The 23,274-nt window shown below is 70.3% G+C and carries 21 protein-coding genes and 2 pseudogenes; 11 read left to right on the top strand and 12 right to left on the bottom strand.

Annotated features, from left to right (window positions below; genetic code table 11):
* Positions 1-88: 88 nt before the first annotated feature.
* Both OIE67_RS16245 and OIE67_RS16240 read right to left on the bottom strand, forming a co-directional pair.
* Positions 89-833, bottom strand: a pseudogene (locus OIE67_RS16245) (globin domain-containing protein); the annotation flags it as partial.
* A 657-nt stretch (positions 834-1,490) separates the two neighbouring features.
* Entirely contained in the window at positions 1,491-2,477 is a 987-nt protein-coding gene (locus tag OIE67_RS16240; RefSeq protein ID WP_326641095.1) for an NAD-dependent epimerase/dehydratase family protein, read from the bottom strand.
* Between the two features lie 125 nt (positions 2,478-2,602).
* On the opposite strand from OIE67_RS16240, the gene OIE67_RS16235 reads away from it, so the two are divergent.
* Positions 2,603-3,046 (top strand): MarR family winged helix-turn-helix transcriptional regulator, encoded by a 444-nt coding sequence (locus OIE67_RS16235; protein ID WP_326641093.1) that lies wholly within the window; start codon positions 2,603-2,605, stop codon positions 3,044-3,046.
* 448 nt (positions 3,047-3,494) lie between these two features.
* Positions 3,495-3,617, top strand: a pseudogene (locus OIE67_RS55750) (IS982 family transposase); the annotation flags it as partial.
* A gap of 269 nt (positions 3,618-3,886) precedes the next feature.
* Here OIE67_RS55750 and OIE67_RS16230 read toward each other — a convergent pair.
* Both OIE67_RS16230 and OIE67_RS16225 read right to left on the bottom strand, forming a co-directional pair.
* Positions 3,887-5,104 (bottom strand): glycosyltransferase, encoded by a 1,218-nt coding sequence (locus OIE67_RS16230; protein ID WP_326641091.1) that lies wholly within the window; start codon positions 5,102-5,104, stop codon positions 3,887-3,889.
* A complete protein-coding gene (locus OIE67_RS16225; RefSeq protein ID WP_106247049.1) occupies positions 5,101-5,553 on the bottom strand; it encodes a GbsR/MarR family transcriptional regulator in 453 nt (150 codons plus the stop codon). The genes OIE67_RS16230 and OIE67_RS16225 overlap by 4 nt, the downstream gene beginning before the upstream one ends.
* A gap of 408 nt (positions 5,554-5,961) precedes the next feature.
* Here OIE67_RS16225 and OIE67_RS16220 point away from each other — a divergent pair, with 408 nt between their 5' ends.
* Positions 5,962-7,206, top strand: coding sequence for a cation:proton antiporter (locus OIE67_RS16220; protein ID WP_326641088.1), 1,245 nt, complete (start codon positions 5,962-5,964; stop codon positions 7,204-7,206).
* The gene (locus OIE67_RS16215; protein WP_326641084.1) at positions 7,203-8,069 is read left to right on the top strand and encodes an alpha/beta fold hydrolase; all 867 of its coding nucleotides are present in this window, start codon (positions 7,203-7,205) and stop codon (positions 8,067-8,069) included. Before OIE67_RS16220 ends, OIE67_RS16215 begins: the two co-directional genes overlap by 4 nt.
* Positions 8,070-8,214: 145 nt before the next feature.
* Here the strand turns inward: OIE67_RS16215 and OIE67_RS16210 are convergent, their stop codons facing one another.
* Together OIE67_RS16210 and OIE67_RS16205 are read right to left on the bottom strand one after the other, a co-directional pair.
* Positions 8,215-9,303, bottom strand: coding sequence for an FAD-dependent monooxygenase (locus OIE67_RS16210; protein ID WP_326641082.1), 1,089 nt, complete (start codon positions 9,301-9,303; stop codon positions 8,215-8,217).
* Positions 9,300-9,752, bottom strand: a complete 453-nt coding sequence (locus OIE67_RS16205; protein ID WP_326641080.1) for a GbsR/MarR family transcriptional regulator — start codon at positions 9,750-9,752, stop codon at positions 9,300-9,302. The genes OIE67_RS16210 and OIE67_RS16205 overlap by 4 nt, the downstream gene beginning before the upstream one ends.
* Positions 9,753-9,941: 189 nt before the next feature.
* Here OIE67_RS16205 and OIE67_RS16200 point away from each other — a divergent pair, with 189 nt between their 5' ends.
* The gene (locus OIE67_RS16200) at positions 9,942-10,100 is read left to right on the top strand and encodes a DUF998 domain-containing protein (protein WP_326641078.1); all 159 of its coding nucleotides are present in this window, start codon (positions 9,942-9,944) and stop codon (positions 10,098-10,100) included.
* A 151-nt stretch (positions 10,101-10,251) separates the two neighbouring features.
* On the opposite strand, the gene OIE67_RS16195 is transcribed toward OIE67_RS16200, so the two are convergent.
* From OIE67_RS16195 to OIE67_RS16185, 3 genes are all read right to left on the bottom strand, one after another.
* A complete protein-coding gene (locus OIE67_RS16195) occupies positions 10,252-10,677 on the bottom strand; it encodes an STAS domain-containing protein (RefSeq protein WP_326641077.1) in 426 nt (141 codons plus the stop codon).
* Positions 10,678-10,768: 91 nt separating this feature from the next.
* Positions 10,769-12,058 (bottom strand): ArsB/NhaD family transporter, encoded by a 1,290-nt coding sequence (locus OIE67_RS16190; protein ID WP_326641075.1) that lies wholly within the window; start codon positions 12,056-12,058, stop codon positions 10,769-10,771.
* Positions 12,055-12,498, bottom strand: a complete 444-nt coding sequence (locus OIE67_RS16185) for a CBS domain-containing protein (protein WP_106247039.1) — start codon at positions 12,496-12,498, stop codon at positions 12,055-12,057. The genes OIE67_RS16190 and OIE67_RS16185 overlap by 4 nt, the downstream gene beginning before the upstream one ends.
* 397 nt (positions 12,499-12,895) lie before the next feature.
* On the opposite strand from OIE67_RS16185, the gene OIE67_RS16180 reads away from it, so the two are divergent.
* The 3 genes from OIE67_RS16180 to OIE67_RS16170 are packed head-to-tail and all read left to right on the top strand — an operon-like array spanning position 12,896 to position 15,989.
* Positions 12,896-13,558, top strand: a complete 663-nt coding sequence (locus tag OIE67_RS16180; protein WP_326641071.1) for a TetR/AcrR family transcriptional regulator — start codon at positions 12,896-12,898, stop codon at positions 13,556-13,558.
* Positions 13,555-14,427 carry an ABC transporter ATP-binding protein gene (locus tag OIE67_RS16175; RefSeq protein ID WP_326641069.1) on the top strand — a complete coding sequence of 291 codons (873 nt, stop codon included), beginning with the start codon at positions 13,555-13,557 and terminating at the stop codon, positions 14,425-14,427. Before OIE67_RS16180 ends, OIE67_RS16175 begins: the two co-directional genes overlap by 4 nt.
* Entirely contained in the window at positions 14,424-15,989 is a 1,566-nt protein-coding gene (locus tag OIE67_RS16170; RefSeq protein WP_326641067.1) for an ABC transporter permease, read from the top strand. The genes OIE67_RS16175 and OIE67_RS16170 overlap by 4 nt, the downstream gene beginning before the upstream one ends.
* Before the next feature lie 111 nt (positions 15,990-16,100).
* Here OIE67_RS16170 and OIE67_RS16165 read toward each other — a convergent pair whose 3' ends face one another.
* The 3 genes from OIE67_RS16165 to OIE67_RS16155 all read right to left on the bottom strand — a co-directional run bounded on the left by OIE67_RS16165 (position 16,101) and on the right by OIE67_RS16155 (position 20,222).
* Positions 16,101-18,533 (bottom strand): PEP/pyruvate-binding domain-containing protein, encoded by a 2,433-nt coding sequence (locus tag OIE67_RS16165; RefSeq protein WP_326641065.1) that lies wholly within the window; start codon positions 18,531-18,533, stop codon positions 16,101-16,103.
* A 25-nt stretch (positions 18,534-18,558) separates the two neighbouring features.
* A complete protein-coding gene (locus tag OIE67_RS16160) occupies positions 18,559-19,005 on the bottom strand; it encodes a hypothetical protein (RefSeq protein WP_326641063.1) in 447 nt (148 codons plus the stop codon).
* Positions 19,006-19,295: 290 nt separating this feature from the next.
* Positions 19,296-20,222: an AraC family transcriptional regulator gene (locus OIE67_RS16155; RefSeq protein WP_326641061.1), complete on the bottom strand. Its 927-nt coding sequence runs from the start codon at positions 20,220-20,222 to the stop codon at positions 19,296-19,298.
* 141 nt (positions 20,223-20,363) lie between these two features.
* On the opposite strand from OIE67_RS16155, the gene OIE67_RS16150 reads away from it, so the two are divergent.
* From OIE67_RS16150 to OIE67_RS16140, 3 genes are all read left to right on the top strand, one after another.
* A complete protein-coding gene (locus OIE67_RS16150; protein ID WP_326641059.1) occupies positions 20,364-21,416 on the top strand; it encodes a saccharopine dehydrogenase family protein in 1,053 nt (350 codons plus the stop codon).
* A gap of 141 nt (positions 21,417-21,557) precedes the next feature.
* On the top strand, positions 21,558-22,010 hold the full coding sequence (locus tag OIE67_RS16145; RefSeq protein ID WP_326641057.1) for an NAD(P)/FAD-dependent oxidoreductase: 453 nt from the start codon (positions 21,558-21,560) through the stop codon (positions 22,008-22,010).
* A 113-nt stretch (positions 22,011-22,123) separates the two neighbouring features.
* Positions 22,124-23,269 (top strand): FAD-dependent oxidoreductase, encoded by a 1,146-nt coding sequence (locus tag OIE67_RS16140; RefSeq protein ID WP_326641056.1) that lies wholly within the window; start codon positions 22,124-22,126, stop codon positions 23,267-23,269.
* Positions 23,270-23,274: the final 5 nt, after the last annotated feature.

Below are 23,274 nucleotides of genomic sequence, written 5' to 3'. Positions count from 1 at the left end.
CACGGCACCGCGGCGCGCCGGTCATCATTCTCGGCCAGGAAGCGCCCGAGCAGGTGGCGCCTATTCGCCCTCAACGCATGGCTGGGCCCGGCGAGCGGTCGGCGTGCAGCAGCAGGACGCGGCGGCGTGAGCCGGTGACGGCCAGGTGATCGAGCATCGCCACGATCGGCGTGCAGCCGATGCCCGCCGACACGAGCATCAGCGGCGCGTCCCCGTCCTCCAGCGTCACGTCGCCGAACGGCGCCGACAGGGTCAGCTCATCGCCGGTCCGTACGATGGCGTGCAGCAGCGTGGACACCTCCCCGGCCGGATCACCGTCGAACCGCGTCCGGCGTCTCCTCTTTCCGGTCGGCCACCCGCCACTGCCGCCATGTGGCGCCGCTGCGCGCGCCGGCCTCGGCGTAGATGCGCGCTTCCTGCGCGATCAACGCCCCGGCCATCAGCCAGTACACCTCGTCCCAGGCCGCGGCGACCTCCGGGGTGACGGCCTCGCCCAGCACGTGGGCGATCGCCCCGAACAGGTACTTGTGCACGATCACGTACTGGTCGTCGGTGCCGCCGACGGCGGTGTGCTTGTGGACGATGCGGGCGAGCAACTCGTCGGGGCGCTCGTCCGGATGCTCGAGGAGCCTCGTGGCGAACACGGCGATGGATCCGGCCAGTGCCCGGCGCTGCTCACCGTTGGCCTGATTGCCGCGGTTGAACAGACCGTCGAGCAACTCGGGCCGCTCGGCGAACATCGTCTCGTAGAAACGCGCGGTGATGGCGTCGAGCGAGGCGCCGACGACCGGCAGCGTGGCACGGACGATCGCGGCTGAATCCGCGGACAACATGGAGGACCCCCTGGACAGGCGAGGGACATGAGGCCCACGCACTAGGCGGGCCGTGAATCAGGCTAGGAGCCCGAGCGTGTCCGTTCAGTAGGCCGAAGTAACTGCAGGGCCGAAAGTCCCTTATCGGACGTTTCCCTGTCGGCGCGGCATGGCCGCTCCGCTGAACGGTGAGGCATGAGGCAGGGCCCGGCACAGGGGACGGACGGCCATGCCATACGATCGCCAGCAACCTGGGCCGGGCCGGCGGCGTCAGCCGATGTCCGAGCAGCCCGGCCGGGTCGATCCCGACCGTGTGCCCGTCGCCGCCCGCCACGACGACCGAGATCCGGGCGGGGCGGTGCTCGGACACGTCGTCGAGCAGGCGCGGGATCTCCATCGGGATACCGGCGCCGATCAGCACGTAGTCGGCGCCGGCCAGCATCGCGCCGTACACGGCCGCCGGGGTGGCGAGCTGGATCTTCTCCAGGTAGTTCACCCCGACGGGGCCGTCGTGGCCCTCCTTGGCCAGGAAGACCTCGGCGAAGTTGGCCACCACGGCCAAAATGTCGCGTTCTGCCGTGTTCACGGCAGGGACCAAAGTCCCTTGCAGCGCGTCCGATGGACCGTTTCGCCACTTCGGCCGTCAGCGCCCGCAGCCCTGTGCCGCGCCCTCCCGGCTCAGGAGAAGCTCATCTCCGCCAGGCCCTTCTCCAAGGTCACGTCGGGTGAGTAGCCCAGCTCTGTCCGCGCGGCGGTGATGTCGTAGGAACGGTCCCGGCCGGTGAAGCTCACCAGCCAGTTCGTCAGTGGGGGCGCCGACTTGCGCCGCAGCAGGCGTGCCGTGCGGTCCAGCATCGCCGCCATGGGCGCCGCCATCGTCAGCGGGACGCTGCGGCTCCTGGACAGGTCCACGCCGCGGGTCGCCAGCAAGGGAGTGAGGAAGTCCCGGATGGGGATCGGCGTACCGTCCGTCACGTAGTAGACCCCGCCGTGGCGGCCCCGTGTGAGCGCGAGGATGGTGGCGCCGGCCAGGTTCTCGACGTGCACGAAGTCGACGATGTGCCGGCCGTGATCGATCCAGGCGAAGCGTCCTGCCTCGGCGACCTCGGCCATTTCGTCGATCGTCGTCATTCCGCGGCCCCAGATGAACGGCGGGCGGAGCACCACCAGCTCGGTGTTCCCGCCGCGGGCTTTTAGGAGCGCGCGCTCGGTGGCCAGCTTGACCCGGCTGTAGGCGATGTTCGGCCGGCCTTCGGGTGTCGACTCGTCGACGACGGGAAGACGCTGACTCCCTGTGGAGACGGACGCGGCACTGGTGAGCACGAAGCGTCGCACCCCGGCCGCGACGCTCGCGGCGTGCAGGGCGACCGTCGGCACGTGATTGGCGTGTTCGAAGAGCGAGTCGGGCCCCCAGAACTCCATGTGAGCCGCGACGTGCACGACCGCGTCGGCCTTCCGCAGCTCGGCGAGCCAGCCCGGCGCCGGGGAGTCCGTCCGGCGGAGGTCGTGCAGATCGCCGGGAACGGGCTCGGCTCCCGCCGCACGTACGCGCTGAATACTCCTGCCCGATCTGGCGAGTGCCAGGACCTCATGCCCTTCGGCGATGAGGCGGTGGACGAGAACGCCGCCGACGAAACCGCTGCCGCCGGTGATGAAGATCTTCATGCTCCCGCTCCTCGTGGTTGATGGCGCACCCCGCGCCAATACATTGGCATCGAATATTTTGATGTCGATGTATTGGCGTCAATGTAACCTCTCGTACGATGGGTGCGTCAAGCAGGAGGTGGGCGATGCCGAAGAGCGTGACCGCCGCACAGGTCGCCGACGAGTTCAGTCGTACGGCGAAGGTTCTCGTACGCCACTTCAACGAGCGGCTGGGCGAGCACGGGGTGTCGACGCCGAGGTCCCGCCTGGTGGTGGAGGTGGCACGTTCACAGCCTGTCCGTCTGACCGAACTCGCCCTCGCCGTCGGCATCGCCCAGGGGACCGCCTCCACCCTGGTCGACGCGCTCGTCCGCGACGGACTGCTCGAACGCCAGACCAGCGCGGGCGACCGCCGGTCCGTGCTCCTTCGCGTGACAGCGCAAGGGGCCGCACTGGCGCAGGACTGGACGGCCGGCTATGAACGCGCGGCGGAAGAGCTGTTCGAGCCGCTCACCGCCGAGCAGATGTCGACACTGGTCGACATCCTGCGGACTCTCAGCGCCGACGGGACGCCGGCCACCGGCGACTGACGAGCGAAGCCCCGCCGAGGCGAGACGACGGGACCGATGACGCGGATGTCGCGAAATCACGGAGCCGCGCGCGAAGTCCACGGCGAGCGGCCGGCCGGCGTACGCCGGCGGCTCGAAACCGGTCAGGTAGCGGAGCACCTCGAAGGCGCCGAACGCGCCCAGCAGCCCGGCCACAGGACCGATGCCGCGGTTGGGCCGCGGCAGGCGCTCACCCCGGGATGGATCGACCACACCGTTCCGGTGGTGACGGCCATACCTCCGCGGACGAAGGGCACCCCGGCGCGGACACAGGCCTCGTTCACCCACAGGTCGATCCGGTTCGGCCGGTCCACGCCCGAGGCGACCACTTCCGGGCCGGTACGGCGGATCAGCTCCGCGATGCCCGGCCAGGTGCGGGTCGTGTTGGTGAACCGCGCCGAGTTTGATGGAGGCTCTGGTGTGCTGTCTCGCGGCGGCCCGGATCGGTCATCTGTTCCCGCGGTTGCCCTCCCAGGCCGTCTGCAACCGGCAGCCGCGAGAGCTGGGCCCGCGGATGCCGGCGGCGGCCTTGTGGATGGCCCGCCAGGTCCCGGCCTGCCCTGTTCGTACCGCGACTCCGAGCGGCTGCCATCGTGAAGCGAGGCGCACAACTGGGACCACGGGACCACGTTGGTGGCGACGCGCTCGCGCCCGCCCGGAACTCCGGGTCAAAGCGCCGCCGCGTGACTGCTGCCACGACCGAACCTCTCCCGGTTCGGTCTCCACGCCATGAGGGTAAGGCCATGACCCGGTAATGCATCGGAGAGCCGATCCGACCTCCGGCAGCGCCGGCGCGACGATTCCGAGCGCTGGAACCCAGCCTCACGGCCGGGCCGCGTCCGCGCGAGTGATGCGGGTGACGGCGGCGGCGATGCCGTCCTCCGCTCGGATCGGTCTGGCGAGCGCGCGGGCGGCCGGTGCCAGCGCGACCGCCTTCTCGATCGCGGCGGCCAGCCGGTCAGGCGTGAGCCGGCCGGTGATGGGTGGCGGCGCGACGCCGAGGTGGTTCAGGCGTTCGGCCCAGAACGGCTGGTCGCCCAGGAAAGGACGCACCACCTGGGGGATCCCGGCGCGCAGCGCGGCGGCCACCGTGCCGATGCCACCGTGGTGTACGGCGACGGAGACGCGCGGGAGCAGCCAGGCGTGCGGAGCCTCCTCGACCACCAGGACGCCGTCCGGCTGTGAACCCGGTCGCAGGGCGCCCCAGCCGGTGGCGAGGATCGCGCGGTGCCCGCTGAGCCGGACGGCTTCCAGCACTGCGGAGGCCAGCGCCTCCGGGTCACCGCTGAAGGAACTGCCGAACCCGGCGTAGATCGGCGGGTCTCCGGCGTCGAGGAAGCGGGCCAGTCGCTCAGGCGGTTCCCAGTCGTCAGCGGGCATCGTCCAGAAGCCGGTGGGATGCGCCTGAGCGGGCCAGTCGGCGGGTGCCGGGAGCAGGTGCGGACTCCAGGCGTGCAGCACGCCGCCCTCCTCGACCAGGTCGGCAACCGGCGGGAACCTCCGGGGCAGGCCGAGGGCCTCGGCCCGCCAGTCCCGCACCGTGCCGCGGTAGGGCGCCTCGACGGCGGAGGAGACGCGCCAGCTCGCCCGGTTGAGCGCCCGCGGCACCCGTACCGGCAGGATGGGGGAAGGGAAGGCGGCGGTGGGCAGGTAGAGCGGCAGCAGCAGACCGGCCAGAGCTGGGACACCGAGCTTCTCGGCGACGTGGGGGCCGCCGAGCGACTTGGGGTGATAGACGACCACGTCGGCCTCGTGCGCGGTGAGCGCGGCCTGGTCGTCGAGCAGGCGACGCAGCATCGGCCTGACCGTGCGGGCGGCGGTGATGGCTGCCCGTACGCCCTGCCCCTGGACCTTGTCCTGCAGCGCGAGCATCTCGTCGTTCAGCGGCGCGAAGTCCACCCCGCGGGCGGCGGCGAGCGGCTCGAAGCGCCGGGGCGCCGCCAGGAGCGGCCGGTGCCCGGCGGCCAGCAGCCCGCAGGCCAGGGCGAGGTACGGCTGAACGTCGCCGCGACTGCCCGCAGTGATCAGTAACGGTCTCATCGCTGCTCCTTGAGCTCGTCCCACTCGTCCAGCAGACGAGGGAAGCGGTCCATCATGAACGCGTACATGTCGCGCATGAGCTCCAGCCGCCGCCGGCGCTCCGGGTCGTCGCCCACCGCGCGCAGCCCCTGCTCGGCCAGAGCCAGGAAGCCCTCGAACTCGGCCATCTTCGCGCGGAAGGCACGGGCGAAGACGTCCTCGGCCAGCCGGTAGCGGTCGCGCCGCTCGCCGCGCACCCGGAACCGCTCGATGAGGCCCGCCTGTTCGAGTTGCCGCAGCGCGACGCTCATGCTGCTCTTGGCCACGGCCAGCGCCTCGGTCAGCGCGGGCGCGTCGGCGCCGGAGGTGTCGGCGGTCAGCAACCAGCCCATGACGCGGCCCGAGGTGCGGCTCAGCCCGAGCCGCTCGTAGAAGAGCCCGGCGTTCTCTACAAACTCATCAACGCTCACCAGCCGAGCATATCGCTCTGTTCGGATAGTTCCGAACCAACCGTGTCATCGTTGAGTCCAGTACCCCGGCCGGACTGTCGAGGGATCGGCGTCCGGCCGGAGCGTTCAAGCGGTCGCTGTTTGGGCGGTGCTCGGCATCGTGGTGACGGCGGAGTCGGGCTGGAATGTCACCGACGCGGCTAGGAGTCTTTGCTCTCTTCGCCCGGTTCACTGCTCCGCCCAAGCTGAGTTGACAGCTCCTTCATTTCGAACTGTCGTATCTGGTCACCCTTGGGGAGCGACGAGCACCACCGTGATGGCAGCCCCTGCTAGGGTGGGGGCGGAGCGCCGGGAAGTCTGGTCGGCAAGATCGTGTGAGTCAACCGACTGGAAAGGCCGTTCCATGACGACCCCCATGTGGCACCTGTGATGGGTGTGCTGCTGACCGCGTTCGCAGGTGTGCTGCTGCTGGCGGTGCTGCTGTCCAGTCTGGCGCACCGGACCATCCTGTCCACCGCCGCGTTGTTCCTGGTGGCCGGGTTCGTGCTGGGTGACGGCGTGCTCGGTGTCATCTCGCTGCGGCCCGGTGACGACCTGGTGGCGACGCTGGCCGAGCTGGCGTTGTTCACCGTGCTGTTCACCGACGGCATGCGGGTCGGCTGGGCCGAGTTGCGCAGCGCCTGGCGGCTGCCCGGCCGGGCGCTCGGCTGGGGCCTGCCGCTGACCTTGGTCATCACCGCCGCCGGGGCGCACTACCTGCTCGGGCTGGGCTGGATCGAGTCGCTGCTGATCGGCGCCATCCTCGCGCCCACCGACCCGGTCTTCGCCGCCGCCCTGGTCGGCAACGAGAAGGTGCCGCCCCGGCTGCGGCAACTGCTCAACGTCGAATCCGGCGTCAACGACGGCCTGGCGCTGCCGTTCGTCATCCTCTTCCTCGCGGTCGCGGCCGGATCCGAGGACCTGCACCTGGGAGAGCTGGGCCTGGAGCTCGGGCTCGGCATCGTCATCGGGGTCGCCGTCCCGTGGGTGGCGATCAAGCTGGAGCGGACCCGCTGGTTCGCCGCCTCCACCGCCTACGAGCCGCTCAACGCCCTGGCCATCGGCCTGCTCGTGCTGGCCGTCGGCAAGGCCACGCACGGCAACCTGTTCCTGGCCGCGTTCTCCGCCGGGATCACCGTGGCCACCTTCGGGCCCCGGCAGCGCGAGTCGTTCGAACACTTCGGCGAGCTGATCGCCGAAGTGTTCAAACTCGCCGCGCTGCTCGTGTTCGGCGCTCTCATCACCCCCGCGCTGCTCGGCTCGGTCGGCTGGCAGGGATGGCTGTTCGCGGTGCTCGCGCTGATCGTGGCCCGCCCCGTCGCGATTTGGCTGTCGTTCCTGCGCTCAGGACTGGGCGTACGCGAGCAGGCGGCGGTGGCCTGGTTCGGGCCCAAGGGATTCGCCTCCGTGGTCTACGGGCTCCTGGTGCTCGGCTCCGGCATCGCCGCCGCCGTGCCGGTGTTCCAGCTCGTCGCCGTCACCATCGTGCTGTCGATCCTGCTGCACTCCTCCACCGACATCGTGGTCGCCCGCTGGTTCGACGACGAGCGGGATCTCCCGGCCTGGTACGGCACCGTCACCAGCAAGATCCGCCGGCGGGAACGACCTCCCCACCAACCCGAGAAGACACCGTGACGACCACTTCCCAAGCTTGTTCCGAGCGCGCCAGCGTCGTCGCCGAGCTGACGGCGGGGCCGGTGGAGTATCGCCTGGAGGGAGACGGGCCCAGGACGGTGGTGCTGTTCCACGGCGGTCACATGCGGGCGGGGCTGGCGTTAGGCGAGGAGGTCTACGCCGACGCCGGCTGCTCGGTGCTGGCCCCTTCGCGTCCCGGATACGGGCGGACGCCGCTGGCCACCGGCACCACGGCGGCCGGCTTCGCCGACGCCACCGCCCAGCTCTGCGAGGTTCTGGGGATCGACCGCCTCGCCGCGGTCGTGGGGATCTCGGCCGGTGGGCGCACCGCGCTGAGCCTGGCCGCCCGCCACCCGCACCTGGTCGAGCGGGTCATCCTGCAGAGCTCGGTCGGATTTCTGCCCTGGCCCGACCGGCTGACCCGGCTGGGCGGCCGGGCGGTTTTCGATGGGCGGGTGGAGGCCGGCACCTGGGCGATCCTGCGGCTCCTGCTCCGCGTGGCGCCCTCCTTGGGACTGCGTCTGCTTCTCCGTGACCTGTCGGTCCTGCCCGTGGGTCAGGTGCTGAGGAACTTGTCCGCCGCCGAGCGCAGCCTGCTCATCTGCCTGTTCGCCTCGATGCGATCGGGTCGCGGCTTCGTCGCCGACATGCTCCCCGTACCGGACTGCGCCGCGCAGGTCACCCAGCCCACACTGGTCATGGCGGCCCGCCACGATCGGTCGGTGCCCTTCACCCATGCCGAGTCCCTGGTCGCGACGATACCGAGCGCCGAACTGGTGGTCAGCCAGGCCGACAGCCATATGATCTGGTTCGGCCCCGGCTATTCGCGCCTCGCCGCGAGAATCGTTGCCTTCCTCGCCTGAGGTTGCGCCGGCGCCGTCATCTGCGAGGGCTCGTCGTATCAGGCGTGTGTGGTCGGCTCCGGCAGGCGCGGTGACCGCCACCGCCAGGTGGCGTTGCCGTCGGCCGCGATGCCGCGACGCCACACCGGTGCGGGCATGAGCCGGATCATGGCGGCCAGAGCCCGGTGCGCCGCCGCGGACGTGGTGCGGCGACCGTCCGCGCGGGCGCCGCGGGCGGTGGCCTGGGTACGGGGCCGGCGCTCGGTGTCGTAGCGGGCCAACGCGGCGTCGATGCCGGCCTCGGCGTGCAGGGCGGCGGCCAGCACGACCGCATCCTCGATGGACGGTCCGGCGCCCTGACCGCGGTGGGGCTCATCGCGTGGGCGGCATCGCCCAGCAGCGCCACCCGGCCGCGGACGTACGTGGGCAGCGGGTCCAGGTCGCGGATGTCGATGTGGATCACGGCCTCGTCCGGTGTGGCCGCGATCAGGCCGGGGATCGGCTGATGCCAGGCCGCCAGGCGGCCGGCCACCTCCGCCTTCTCCCGCGCGTGGCGCAGGTCCGGCCGGTCGGCGGTCGTGACGAAGGCCCAGTAGGTGCGGCCGCGGCTGATCGGGTGGATGAGGAAGTAGCCGTCTGAGCCCATGGTGACGCTGCCCGACAGTCCGTCGGGGGGCGTCGTGACGTCCTCCGCCGAGGCTCCCCAGCCGCTGGTCTCCGCGACGCCGAGCCAGGCGGTGCGGCCCAGGAAACGCGGGGCAGACGCGTCCGGCCACACCATGCGGCGTACGGCGCTGCGGATGCCGTCAGCGCCGATCACGAGGTCCGCGCCCGCCTCGCCGCCGTCCCAGGCGACCGTCACACCGCGGTCGTCCTGGCGCAGACCGGTGACCTCCGTGCCGGGATGGACCCAGCCGGCGGGCACCGCCTCCAGCAGCAGCCCGTGCAGGTCGGCGCGGTGGAAGGCGAGCAGCGGCGTCACGTCGCCCCGGCGGGCGCGCTGCAGGTAACGGCCGTCGGGCAGGCGCAGGTTGCCGGCCGAGTAGGAGGGCGCCCCCTTGGCACGCGCCTGCTCACCGACGCCGAGCTCGTCCAGGGCTCGCATCGCGTTCGGGGACTGCGACATGCCGGCGCCGATCTCACCCGGCGCGGAGGCGCGTTCCAGTACGGTGGCCCGCCAGCCGATCCGCCGCAGCGCCAGAGCGGCGGCCAGGCCGCCGATGCCGCCGCCCACCACGATCGCGTGCCCGTTCATGTCTCCTCCCCGGGAAGTGGCGCGTTCTGGAACACCTTGGCCATCCATTCGAAGGTGGTGTGCGCCTGGCGAATGCGTTCGGCCCGCTCGTCGTCCGGCCCGACCAGATCCAGGCCGTCGCGGGTGATGTCCAGGAACGAGGTGAGACCGGCGATCTGCTTACGCACCACCACCGTCCATGCGTCCCCGGCCATCCGGTAGTAGACGGTGCGCTCGCCCGGCCGGGTACGCCAGGCGAGGAAACCCATGCTGGACAGCAGCCGCAGGTTGGAGGTCAGCGAGGCGCGGCTGGCGCCGATGGCCTGGCTGATCTCTCCGGCGGACTGCTCCGGTGGATCACACACCATCAGCCAGCCGAGCACCCGCCCGGCGATCGGTGGCACCCCGTCGCGAGCCAGGTACATGGCCACCCGCTCCACCCATTCCAGCAGCGGATCCTGTTCCGTCATACCGCCAAACCCCCCTCTTACAGTAATTTCATCATAAGCTAAATAGATGTATCACATGCAAGGTGAGCCGGGAAGTCTGGTCGGCCCGCGGCGTTGGTCGCCACGGAGAAGTGGAGGGTTCACCGATGACCTCTCATGCTCTTGCGGCGCCGCTCGGCAGCGGCATCGTCGCCGGGGTGCTGACCCCGGTTGCTGCTCTGGGCCGACGGCGCCACCCGGCCCGCATACAGCCTGTGGCACCACGGCGCCAGCCAACTGGGCACCGGCGAGCGCGCCTGGTTGCAGACGATCAACTTCGTGCTCGGCGGCCTTCTGCCGCGTCGCCGTGCCTGGTTGCGGCGCACCTGATGGCACGCCACTTACTTGGGCGATCTCGCGAAGGTGGCGGAGAACCAGTGCCGGGTTGGCCGGGTGCAGGTCGTCGTCGTCAGTGGGGTGCAGGTCCTGACCAGTGGCCCGGCTCCGGATCATGACCCTGGTCACGTGCGGAGCCGGCGGATCAGCTGCTTGCGGTGCCGCCGGAAGCGTTCAGGCCGGAGAAGGCGTCACTGATCGTCGCCGCGCGCTCCAGGCCGTGGACATCTGCGTCGAGAAGGCGGTGGCCGCCGGCGATGACCAGCCGCCCGCCTGCTTCGCGCGCTCGATAGGTGGCGGTACGCAGAACGCCGAGCCCAGCCTCGTCCATCAGGGTGACCCCGCCGATGTCCATGATCACCTTTGGCGAGACGTGTGTGGCCAGCGTGCTGACGACGTACATCTGGAGCATGTCGACGGATGGGCCGGCAAGAAGGCCTTTCAGCTCGATCAGGAGGACATCCCCGCGGATGCGAACCCTGACGGAGAAGTCGTCCGAAGGGGAATTTGCGGGCTGGGGTGGGGCATCAGGCGGGCTTTCGGTCTGGCCGGAGTGCTCGTTGTCAGTCAACGATCTCACGCTCCTTCGGTGGCGAGCCGGACGGCAGTGCCAACGCCGGTATCGGCCGGTACCCGAGCGCCGGAGCCGAGGGACCGCAGCCTCACAGGTAGCGCAGCCACAGGTACGGCACGCACAACGCAATCGTCACCACGGTCACGACCAGGCCATAGCGGGTGAACTGCCAGAAGCTGATCGGGGTGCCGTTGCGGGCGGCGATGCCCAACACGACCACGTTGGCCGCCGCGCCCACCGCTGTGGCGTTGCCGCCGAGGTCGGCGCCGAAGGCCAGTGCCCACCAGAGCACCTGGGCGTGCTCATTGCCGCCGTTGGCCTGGACGAGCTCGGCGACGATAGGGCTCATGGTGGCCACGTACGGGATGTTGTCCACGATCGCCGACAACCCGCCCGATGCCCACAGCAACAGCATCGTGGCGAAGCCCAGCTGCCCCTGGGTGGCTTCGGCCGCCGCCTTGGCGATCTGCGGGATCACCCCCGTCTCCACCAGCGACCCGACCATGACGAACAGCCCGGCGAAGAACACCAGCGTCGGCCACTCGACTTCGCGGATCGCCTCCTCAGCGGTGACCCGGGTCGCGGCCACCAGCACCCCGGCACCCAGCACGGCGACCACCGACGGCTCGTAGTGCAGCACCGGGTGCAGCACGAACGCCGCCATGACCAGCGCCAGCACGGCCAGCGACTGCCACAGCAACCGGCGGTCGGCGATGGCCTCCCGCTCGTTCAGCGCCATGATCTCCGCTGCCCGTTCTGGGTCGTAGACGAAGAACTTGCGGAACAGGAAACGGCACATACCGACATATACGATCATCAGCACGACGACCATCGGCGCCATGTGCACGAGGAAGTCGTTGAAGCTCAGCCCGCCCCGGCTGGCGATGATGATGTTCGGCGGGTCGCCGACCAGGGTGGCGGCCCCGCCGATGTTCGAGGCCATCGCCTCGGCGATGAGGAACGGCGCCGCCGGCAGCGCCAGCCGCTCGCACACCAGGAACGTCACCGGCGCGATCAACAGCACCGTGGTGACGTTGTCCAGCAGCGCCGACGCCAAGGCAGTGATCACGACCAGCAAGACCATCAGCCGGTACGGCCGCCCCCTGGCGCGCTTGGCCGCCCAGATCGCCAGATATTCGAAAACGCCGGTCTGCTTGAGCACACCGACGATGACCATCATGCCGAGCAGCAGGAAGATGACGTTCCAGTCGATGCCGGTCTCTTCGGAGAAGAAGGCGGCCTCGGCGTCGGTGGCGTGGATCAGCAGCATGATCCCGGCCCCGCCGAGCGCTGCCGCGACGCGGTGGATCTTCTCGCTGGCGATCAGCGCGTAGGCGCCGAGAAAGACCGCCACCGCCGCCCAGGCAGTGACCGTCACGCGGACACCGCCCGGTCCAGCAGCGTCTGCAGGGTCACGGCGCCACGTAGCTGCCCGTCGTCCACCACGGCCACCAACGGGCTGCGCGTTCGGGCCATCAACGCAGCCATCTCGAGCAACGTGGCATCGGGATCGGTGATGGGAAGCTCACGAGGCCGGGGCGGCAGCGCGTCGCGCACCGTACGGTCGGCCAACGACCGCAGGAACCGGTCGGCGTGTTCCTCGTCCACCACCCGCGCAAGCGCAGGATCTTCCTGACAGTAGTCCGGCACCGCCAGGCGCAGCACCTGTGTGCCGGGCAGGACACTCAAGGGCAGCCCTTGTTCATCGACCACGATCAGCCCGGGCAGCCGCTGCTGGGCCAGCAGCCGAGCCGCCGCCGCGATGGATGTGTCCAGGGTAACGGTCGGAAAATCGGTGATCAGATCGCGCGCACGCATCAGGAAGCCTCGCTCGGGTACGACGACAGCAACTCGCCGACCAGACTTCCCGGCACACCTTCCGACAACGTATCAACAAAGATCCGAACCGGGCTGCTCGCCCTCGCCTCTGGCGGCCCGCGATGGCTTCGCTGCCGACAGAGATCCGCAGGTTCGACCGCTGACTTGTGGTGGACAAGGAGAACAACTCAGCCAGCCGGACAGGAACAGCGTGGGGCGCCACCGAACGCTGGGTGCACGTCCGCTCGATCTTCGGGCAGCAGCGTCCCATCCCCGGGAGCGGGAGACAGCCGCACCGCACCTGTTTCGGCCGGTCAGCTTTCCGGCCGAGCGTGACCAACACCAAGAATGCAATATAGACTTATGGTTAACCATATGTTCATATAGTATCCGGGTTATGCATTCAACGAGTGATCGGCCGCCCGAGGACCTGACCGCCCGCGCGCGGATCAGGGACGCGGCCTTGGCGGAATTCGCCGAGCGCGGTTTCAGGGGCGCCACGATCCAGGCCATCGCCGACGCCGCCGGCGTCTCGGTCGGCCTGGTGCAGCACCATTTCGGCTCCAAGGCGAGCCTGCGGGAGGCTTGCGACGCGCACGTCCGCGACACCGTGCTGGGCGCCGCCGGCCAGGTCCAGGACGGGGCGGACGTCACCCCCGAGTTCCTCCGGGGGATGTACCAGGCCAGCGAGCTCAGCGTCCGCTACCTCGCGCGCGCGCTCGTCGAGGGCTCCCCCATCGCAGCGGCGATGTTCGATGAAGGCGCCGAAGCCGCCGAACGGTTCCTGACCCAGAACTGGCCGGACGACTTCCCCGAGGACGAGTCGAAGGTCCGCGAAAGCGCCGCGGTCATGGCAGCGATGCACCTCAGCACGATCGTGCTTCACGAGCATCTGTCCCGGCGGTTCGGCACCGAAGTGCTGAGCCGGGCGAACCTCGCCCGGCTCAGCATGGCCATGACCGAGGTCTACACACACCTGGGCGAGTGGATCACCTCAGGGCCGGGAAGCCAGATCCGCCAGGCTGTCGCCGATCACCACGGCAAGGAGCACCCTCGATGACCGATGTGATCAGAATCCAAGGGCTGATCAAGAACTACGGCCGGATCCGCGCGCTGGACGGCCTGGACATGACCGTCCGGGAAGGAGAGGTCCACGGGTTCCTCGGCCCCAACGGCGCCGGCAAGACCACGACTCTGCGCATCCTGCTCGGCCTGCTGCGCAAGAACGGCGGCGACGTCCAGCTTCTGGGCGGCGACCCATGGTCACAAGCCGTCGAGCTGCACCAGCGGCTCGCCTACGTTCCCGGCGACGTCACCCTCTGGCCGAGCCTGTCCGGCGGCGAGGTGATCGACCTGCTCACCCGGCTGCGGGGCCGCACTGACGCCAAGCGGCGCGAGGAACTGATCGAACGGTTCGCCCTGGATCCACGCAAGAAGGCCCACACCTATTCCAAAGGCAACCGGCAGAAGATCGCGCTGATCGCCGCGCTCGCCTCCGACGTGGAGTTACTGCTGCTGGACGAACCGACCTCCGGACTCGACCCGCTGATGGAGGCGGTCTTCCGCGAGGTCATCACCGAGGAACGGCGCGTGGGCCGCACGGTGCTGCTCTCCAGCCACATCCTCGCCGAAGTCGAGATGCTGTGTGACCGGGTCAGCATCATCCGGGACGGCCGGATCGTGGAGGCCGGCACGCTCGCGCAGCTCCGCCATCTCACCCGCACCTCGGTCACCGCCGAACTCGCCAGAATCCCGGCAGACGGCCTGCCCGGTGCTCACAATCTCAGCATCGACGGTCATCGCGTGCGCTTCCAAGCCGACACCGCCCACATCGGGGACGTGCTGGCCCGGCTGACTGACTACGGCGTGCGCGACATCACCGCCCAGCCTCCCACTCTGGAAGAGCTGTTCATGAGGCGCTACCGATGAAGACCCTGCCACCGAACACTGCGGCGCTGATCCGGCTGATCCTGCGCCGCGACCGCGTCTGGCTACCCCTGTGGATCGGCTCGGTCGCCCTCTTCGTCGCCACCACGGTGGCCACTATCCAGCAGTTGCTCCCCACCGCGCAAGCACGCCTGCACTACGCGCGCGAGATCGCGGCCAACCCCGTCATCCTCCTGATGCAAGGGCCGGCCTACGGCGACAGCCTCGGCGCCGCCGCCGCCCAGCAGCGCGGCGCCGCCACCATGATCTTCGCCGCGCTGGCCAGCGTGATCCTCCTGGTCAAGCACACCCGCTCCGACGAGGAACAAGGACGGCAGGAACTCATCGGCTCGGCCGCCGTAGCCAGGCAGGCCCCGCTCACCGCCGCCCTCATCGTCGTGCTGGTCGCCAACGCCGTCCTGGCCGTACTCATCACCGTCGTCTGTGCCGGCGCCGGGCTACCCCTGTCCGGCTCCCTCGCCTGGGGGCTGCTGGCCGCCTCAGGCGGCTGGGTCGCCGCCGCGCTGGCTGCGGTGGCCGTACAGATCACCCAGAGTGCCCGAATCGGCGGATCCGTGGCCTTCACCGTGTTCTTCGTGGCCTACCTCCTCCGAGGCGTCAGCGACGTGGGCGGACCGGGCACCCAATGGCTGGGCTGGCTGCTGCCGACCGGATGGATCCTGCGCACGCACCCCTTCGGCGGCGAGCGATGGTGGGTGTTCCTCCTGGTCGCGGCATTCGCCGCGGCTTTGATCGGCGCCGCGTACGCACTGTCGGCCCGCCGCGACCTCGGCGCCGGCCTCGTGCCGCCACACCCCGGCCCCGCCCAGGCAGCCCACGGCCTGCGCGGGCCACTCAGCCTGGCCTGGCGGCTGCACCGGGGCACGGCCCTGGCCTGGATCGCGGGAGCCGCCTTCATCAGCGCGGCGATCGGGCTGGGCGGGCACAGCGCCATCGCGACGTTCGGTCAAAGCGGAGGACTGGACTTCTGGGCCGGACGGACAGGAACCGACGATCCCGCGGAGATCTTCTTCGAACTCATCGTCTACAAACTGGCGGTGTATTCGCTTTCCCTGTACGGGATCATGACGGTGCTGCGTCTGCGCAGTGACCAGGCCACAGAACTCTTCCTGTCCAGCCCGGTGAGCCGGGTCCGGTGGGTGGCCGGCCATCTGCTGTTCGCGGTGGCCGTGCCCGTCGCCGTCCTGATCACCGCCGGTCTCGGACTGGGCCTCGGCGACGGTGACTTCGCCGGCGGCCTGGCCATCACGACGGCCGTCCTGCCCGGTATCTGGGTCATGGTCGCCATCGCCGCGGCGGCATTCGGGTTGTTGCGGCGGGCAGGAACGGTCGTGGCATGGATCGCCCTGGCGCTGGCCGTCGCGGTGGAAGTCGGCTGGGAGGTCGGCCTGGTCGACGACACGTTCTTCTTGATCTCCCCGTTCGCGCACATTCATTACTCGGCCGATTTCGGGCTGGGCGCCTTGTCCGGGCTCACCCTGGTGGCGGCCGGCTTGGTGGCAGTGGGCCTGTACGGGCTTCGCCGCCGTGATCTGGCCCTGTGAACCCCCGTGGGCCGGGCGTGAACATCCGGCTCGGCTGTCAGTCGCGCGCCGTCGGCCGGCGACCTGCTGGAGGCACAGCACCACGCCGCCGCCCATGACACCCCGCGACGGTCATTCGGGTTCCACGCGCACGGTGCCCGCTGCGCCGTCGATCGTGATCAACTGCCCGGTCCTGATCTCGTGTGTGGCGTCGCGGACGCAGATGACGGCGGGGATCCCGTACTCGCGGGCCACCGTAGGGCCGTGCGCCACCGGGGAACCGGTTTCGGTCACCAGGCCGGCCGCGGTCATGAACAGCGGGGTCCACCCAGGATCGGTGGTGGGGGCGACCAGGATCTCCCCCGGTTCGATGCGCGCGCCGGCCGGGTCACGGATCACCCGCGCCCTGCCGGTCGCCTGCCCGGCGGCTCCGGACATGCCGGTCAGCACGCCGTCCTGGGCGGGCTCGGTGGGGGCGAGCGCCTCCAGGTCGGTCCCGTCGGACAGAAGCGCGCCGGGTACGGTGCGCCGGCGCAGCTCCCGTACATACTCGGCGCGCCGCATCGCGGCGACTTCCCGGTGGTCCGTGCCGCGAGCGGCGGCCCGCGCCTCCTCCAGCGTCAGGAACATGATGTCGTCGGCGCGCTCCAGCCGGCCACGGTCGGCCAGGTCCGCGCCGGCCAGGAGGAGTTGGCGCCGGCACGCCTGGATCACGGGCAGCCAGGCGAATTTCGCGATCTCCCGCAGGCCGGTGAGCTGTCGCGAGCGGCGCATGAAGAACGCCGCCAGCCGGCCGCGGATGGGGCGCCTGCGCCGTGCCCGCCGCGACAGCGTCTCTATCATTCGCTCCGCCCGGGCCGCCGCCGCCATGAACCGGACGTCGGGCGCCTGCTCGGGATCTTCGACGCGCAGATAGTTGGCGATGGTGGCGAACAGCGGCGCGGGGTCGTCGGCCCAGCGGGGCACGCCGACGTCGATCTCGGCCGCCGCGCGCATGCCGTACGCGGCCAGAAAGCCGCCCATCCCGATGTCGGGAAGCTCGCCGGCGAAGTACATGGCGGCGAGATCCTCCGGTGGGGTGCCGAGGAACAGGTCGCGGTGCTCGCGTGCCCGCACCGCCAGGCCCCACAGCTTGAGGTCCATCTGCGTGGTCACGTTGTACGGCATGCCGCCGAGGACCGTGTCGAGTTCCTCGTCCGTGGCAACGCCTTTGAGCAGCGCGGCCGGGAGCGTCCCGACGATCATGCCTGCCGTCAGCGGCCACACGATCCCGTGCATGTCGATGCTCATGACCGCCTTGTGGGAGTCCTCGACGACCCAGCGCAGCCGTTCGGCGGCCGTCGCGGACTCGCCGGGCGGGACGATCATCCGCTTGATCTCCGCGACGCCGCGGTGGGCGCGGGCTCGCGCGAGAGCCGGGTTGGACAGACTCGACACCACTCCGGCCAGCCCGGCGGGCACCATCCGCACCATGCCCTTGACCACGCTGCCGAGATGCAAGGGCAGGCCGGGCCGCGGCGCGAACCGCGGATCGTCGAGCATGCGCAGCACAGCGCCCTGCACCCTCGGTCCGTAGACCTCCAGGGAGGTCCCGAGGCGTTCGCGCATGGCTTTGCTGCGCAGGAAGTCGGTCACGTCGAAGTAGAGCCGGCCACCGATCGGCACCATCCGGGGCAGCGGGTCACGCCGGTCGACCTTGGCTCCCGCGGCCTGGAACCACACGCTACCGCCGGTCTTGAGCAGCGACACGCCCATCGGGGTGCACGGGCGGAGCATGCCTTGAATGTGGCCGAATTCCAGGTAGAGCCGTGTGTCTCCGGTGTCGGGCGGCAGCGGGAAGAGCGTGGTGATCGGCCGCGACTGCAGCAGCCACAGCGTGCCTTCGGCGTCGATCGCCCACTCGATGTCCTGCGGCGAGCCGAGATGCTCCTGCAGCCGCTGCCCGGCCGCACGCAACCCGCCGAGTTGCTCCGCGTTCAAGCACCCGCCGTCATCCGGTACGGCCGGTATCCGCTGGTCGAGCACGTAGTGGTCGGGCACGACGGTGCCTTCGACGATGGCGGTGCCCAGGCCAGGAGCCGCGTCGACGACCATCTCGGAGCGGCAGCCGGTGATCGGGTTGGCGGTGAACAGCACCCCGGCCGTGACCGGGTCGATCATCCGCTGCACCACCACGGCCATGGCCGCCTCGCCGATGCCCGCGGCGGCGCGGTAGGCGACGGCGCGCTCGGTGAACAGGGAGTCCCAGCAGCGGCGTACCGCGTCGATCAGGTCGCTGGGGCCTTCGACGTTGAGAAAGGTGTCCTGCTGGCCGGCGAAGCTGGCCTCCGGCAGGTCCTCGGCGGTGGCACTGGAGCGCACCGCCACCCGGCCCCCGCCGAGCCGCTCGTATGCCTCGACCAGCTCCTCTTCGGGCAGTTGCCCCGCCCGGTAGGCCTCGACGGTCAGGCAGAAGCCGTCGGGGACGCGCTCCCCCGCTCTGATCATCTTCCCGAGCCCGGCGGCCTTGCCGCCTACGAGGTCGAGCATGGAGCCATCTATGTCAGACAGCCGGATCAGTTTCATCGCGCCTTCTCCCCAACAACCGACATCATTCGCGAACCATGCCGACCAGGCTTCCCGGCGCTCCATTGCGGACGTTAGCACCGCCGAAGTTCGCACACCAGAGCAGCGCCGCACCACTCAGACAGGAAGTTCCTGGGCCCTCCAGGACATCGGACGAGCGGGGCAGCGGGCCCGGCCAGCCGGGCGAGGCCCGCTCTCCCGAAGGCCGGCAGGCGCTCGTGCACGCCTCAAGCACCCTGTTGAGGTGGGCGCGCAGTTCGGCGAGGGCGCGCCGGCGCTCTTCCGCCGAGCTCCGCCGCACCAGCACGCTGGTGCGGCTTTGGAAGAAGTCGTGGTCGTCGTAGGAACGCCGGGCAGTTCGCGAATGACCAGCGACGGTGCCGATCATGGAACGGCGGGCCGCAGCGTGGTCCGCGCCGTCCACGTTGATCGTCAAGGGCGGCCGGCTGCGGATCTGCCGCAGGGCCGCCATGTCGAGGGTGCGGAGCGGGAAGCCGTCCTTGCGCTTGTCGGAGGGGAAGCGGCCGTCGGCGAGGACGGTCCGGGACCTCCTCGTGTCCCGACCGCCGGGCCTCCGTTGCCCACCACGTGGTCACTGCTGAGCGGGACCTGCGCTTGTCGGCGCCGTTGATCGGCCGCGGCGCCACCTGCTTGACGCCGCCACCGTCACTGATCAGGACGGTCTTCGGGGGCAGCACGCGGAGGAAGCCCTTCCCGTCCAGTTCGGGTATCGGCCTGGTCGGCGGGCTCAGGATGCCCTCTTCAGCCGGCGTGGTGCCGGTAGCCGCCGGGCGGTAGCCCGTACTGCCGTTTGAAAGCATGGGTGAAGGTGTACTGCGAGCTGTAGCCGACCTGCTGGGCGATCGTGTGGACGGGGACGTCGGAGGTGCGCAGGAGCCGGGCCGCGGTGGTCATCCGCCACCATGTCAGGTAGGTGAGAGGTGGCCGGCCGACCAGCCGGGTGAACCTCCGGGCGAAGGCGGCGCGGGACAAGCGTGCCCGCGCGCCCAGCTCCACGACGGTCCATGGCCGGCCGGGGTCTCCGTGGATGGCACGGAGGGCGGCGGCGACGGCGGGATCATGCAGGGCCGCGGCCCAGCCGGTGGCGGAGTGGCCGGAGACGCGCTGTTCTTCGAACCATGCGCGCAGGATGTAGAGCAGGAGCAGATCCAGCAGGGTGAGCAGGACGGTGTCGGAGTCGGGGCGGGTGTCGCCTTCCAGCTCCACGCCGAGGAGCTCGACCGCGGCGCGAAGCTCTCTGTGCCGCCCTACCCGCGTCGGCAGGTGGATGACCTCGGGCAGGTCGTTCAGGAGCGGATGCGGCCCCAATCCGTCCAGGAGGTAGGCGCCGCAGAGCATGATCACCGTTGGCGGCCGGCCGGCTGCCGCTTCGCCGCCGCCGCCCTCGTGGACTTCGGTGAGCGTGGCCGGCGGCTCGCTCACCGGCGTGGTGGGGTCGTCGGCCAGACCGTGCGCGGATCCACGTGGCAGGAACGCCACGTCGCCCGGCCCGAGCGCGATCGGCTCACCCTGCGAGGGGAGCAGCCAGCACGTTCCCTGGAGAACGATGTGAAACCCGGCGGACGGCACCGGCGCGAACCGCTCGGCGAAGGGAGCGGACCTGGTCACCCGGCCCGAGTGGGGCCGACCGGTACGCGCCGCGCTCACCACATCAGACAGCACGTCCACGCAGCCAGCGTAACCAACGACGACCTTGCTGGGAGACGATGACGCAAACGCAAGAGCGGATCACGCATTCAATCGTCTTGCGTCGGCGCCGTACCGTGCTGGTTACTGAGCGACCGCGCAGCTCCATCATGAGGAGACGACATGAAGATCGCCGTTTATGGCGCGAGCGGATACCAGGGCAAGCTCGTGCTCACCGAACTGGCACGACGCGACATCGAGCCGGTCCTGGCCGGACGTGACCTCACGCGCCTGGAGCAGGCCGCCTCGGCGGCCGGCCTCCTCGACGCGGAACGCCGCGTGGCCGGCACCGGCGACCATGCGGCGCTGGTGCGCGCGTTCCGCGGCTGCGACGGCGTCATCAACTGCGCCGGACCCTTCACCTCCTCAGGTGAAGCCGTGGTCCGCGCCGCGATCGCCGCCGGCTGTCACTACGTCGACACCTCGGGCGAGCAGCTCTACATCAAGAAGATCTTCGACACCTTCGCCACGGAGGCGCAGAACGCCGGGGTCACCGTCGTACCCGCCGCCAATGACGGCTGCGTCCCGGTAGACCTCATGGCCCGCGTCCTGGCCGACCACCTCGGCTCGGTCGAAGAGATCATCACCACCCACGTGATCGTCGGGGGCGGCGGCATGTCGCGCGGCTCGCTGCGCTCGCTGGCCGAGACGATCGACGCCGTCAAGGCGGGAGGCCTGACCTACGACGACGGCGACTGGCGCCCCGGCATGCCCGCCCGCCGCACCGCGATCAGGCTGCCCGGACAGTCGGAGGCGACGCCGGTGATGGCCTTCCCCGTGCCGGAGGTGGTGACCATTCCCCGTCACATCCGCGTCCGGCATGTCGAGGGCCTGACCGAGGCGGCGCTCGGCGACCGGCTGAACATCCCGCTCACCCCGGAGATCATCGAAAGTCTGCCGGAAGGGCCTGAGGAGGACAGCCGCCGCAGCCAGCGCTTCACGTACGTGATCGACGCCTCCGGCACCGACGGCCGCCGCGCCCGCGGCATCGTCCAAGGCCCCGACACCTACGGCACCACCGCGGTGATCGCCGTCGAAGGCGCCCGCCGTCTCATCGTCGAGCCGGCCAAGCCGGGAGTACTCGCCCCCGCCCAGGCCTACCATCCGATCGCCTTCCTCGACGTTCTCATCTCGCATGGGATCCAGTGGATCACCGAGGATGCGTCGGCAACCTGACAATGATCCTCTCCGGTGACGATCTGTGACGGACGACCCAGCCAGCCACGGTGTGACCCATGCCACACGGCGTTCCTGTCAGCGATCGTGGCGCTGTGCCGCTCAACTCACCAGGAGCAAGTGACGCGACAGGAGCAACACATGAAGCACCGCATCGTCGTCCTCGGCGCCGGCTATGCCGGGGTCTACGTGGCCGGGAACCTGGCCCGCCGGCTCTCCGCGGCGGACGTGCAGATCACCGTGGTCAACGCCGTGCCGGACTTCGTCGAGCGGCTGCGGCTGCACCAAGTGGCAGCCGGCCGGTCAGTTGCGGCCCTGAGGCTCGACGCCGTCTTCGCGGGCACGGGGATCCGGCTGCGCGTGGCCCGGGTGAGCGCCGTCGACCCCGAGCGCCAGGTCGTCGCCGTGGCCGACGCCGAGGGCGGCGGCGAGCTCGGCTACGACACGCTGGTCTACGCGCGGGCCGGGTTCAAACCCACACCCGCCAAGCGGCGGTTGGCCGGCGGTACGTCCGCCGTCCACTACGCGCGCGTCAACGGCGCCCCAGCCCTCGTCTTCGTGGTCGGCGACCGCGCCTCTGCAACGCTCAGGTAGCGGGAAACAGCCCTGACCTCACCTGAACCGCAGGTCGAGCAGATCCCCGCGCCCCATTTGAAAACAAATCTACTATCTGTTTTTATGGACACAACGGAAGGGGGTACGCGGACATGCGTGCCATCATCATCGGAGCGGGAATCGCCGGACTCGCCGCGGCGCTGCGCCTGCATCAGGCCGGCTGGGACACCCTGGTGGTCGAGCGGGCCCCGGCGCGGCGCGGTGGCGGCTACGGGGTGACGTTCGGCGGCATCGGTCACGACGGGGCCGAGCGGATGGGCGTCCTGCCGGAGCTGAGGCGGCGCGCCTTCGTGACGCGCGAGCTGGTTTACCGCAGGCCCAGCGGCGAGCGCCGCTTCGCGCTCAGCGGCGAGACGATCGCGGCCACCATGGGCAAGAAGTCGTTCAACATCCTGCGCGGCGACATCGAGGGGGTGCTGTACGAGGCCGTCGCCGATCACGTGACCATCCGGTTCGGCACCACGATCACGGCCGTCGAGCAGGACGCGGACACGGTGCGAGTCTCGCTCGGCGATGGCGGCACCGAACGTGCCGACCTGCTCATCGGCGCCGACGGGCTGCACTCGGCGACGCGGGCCCTGGTGTTCGGCCCCGAGGAGGACTACCGGCTCGACCTGGGGCACCGGGTGGCGGTCTACATGCTGAAGGAGCGACCCGAGGGTCTGCCTGCCGAGACGACCGGCTCGATCAGCGCGGGCGGCCGTACGTTCGCGATGATGAGCGTCGGTGACGGCCGTACGGCCGCCTTCTTCGGCTACCGCACCGATGGCGGCCGGGCGGGGTCGTCGCTGGAGGAGCTGCGCACCATCTACGGCGACATGGGATGGCTCGTCCCCCAGGCGCTGGAAGGGCTTGAGACGGCCGAATCGGTCTACTTCGACAGCATCAGCCAGATGGTGGTGGATCGGTGGAGCAAGGGCAGGGTCGTGCTGCTCGGTGACGCGGCCTGGTGCGTGACACTGTTCGCCGGCTATGGCTCCTCGCTGGCTGTCGGCGGTGCCGACCGGCTGGGCGCGGCCCTGGCGCGGCACGGCGACGACGTCCTGGCCGCGCTGGCGGAGTGGGAGGCGGAGCTGAGGCCGGAGGCGGAGAAGAAGCAGCGGCTCGGCCGCCGGGTGAAGGGGGTCTACGCCCCGCGCAACCCGCTGCTGCTGGAGCTGACCCAGCTTCCGCTGCGGCTGTCGTCGTGGGGGCCGGTGCGCCGGCTGGTCGAGCGCAAGTTCCAGCTGGCGGGCTGATCGAG

The organism is Nonomuraea fuscirosea (genome assembly GCF_035917475.1).
Lineage (GTDB): Bacteria > Actinomycetota > Actinomycetes > Streptosporangiales > Streptosporangiaceae > Nonomuraea > Nonomuraea fuscirosea.
The sequence above is the reverse complement of the archived record's forward strand: the minus strand, read 5'-3'. Positions and strand labels throughout refer to the sequence as shown.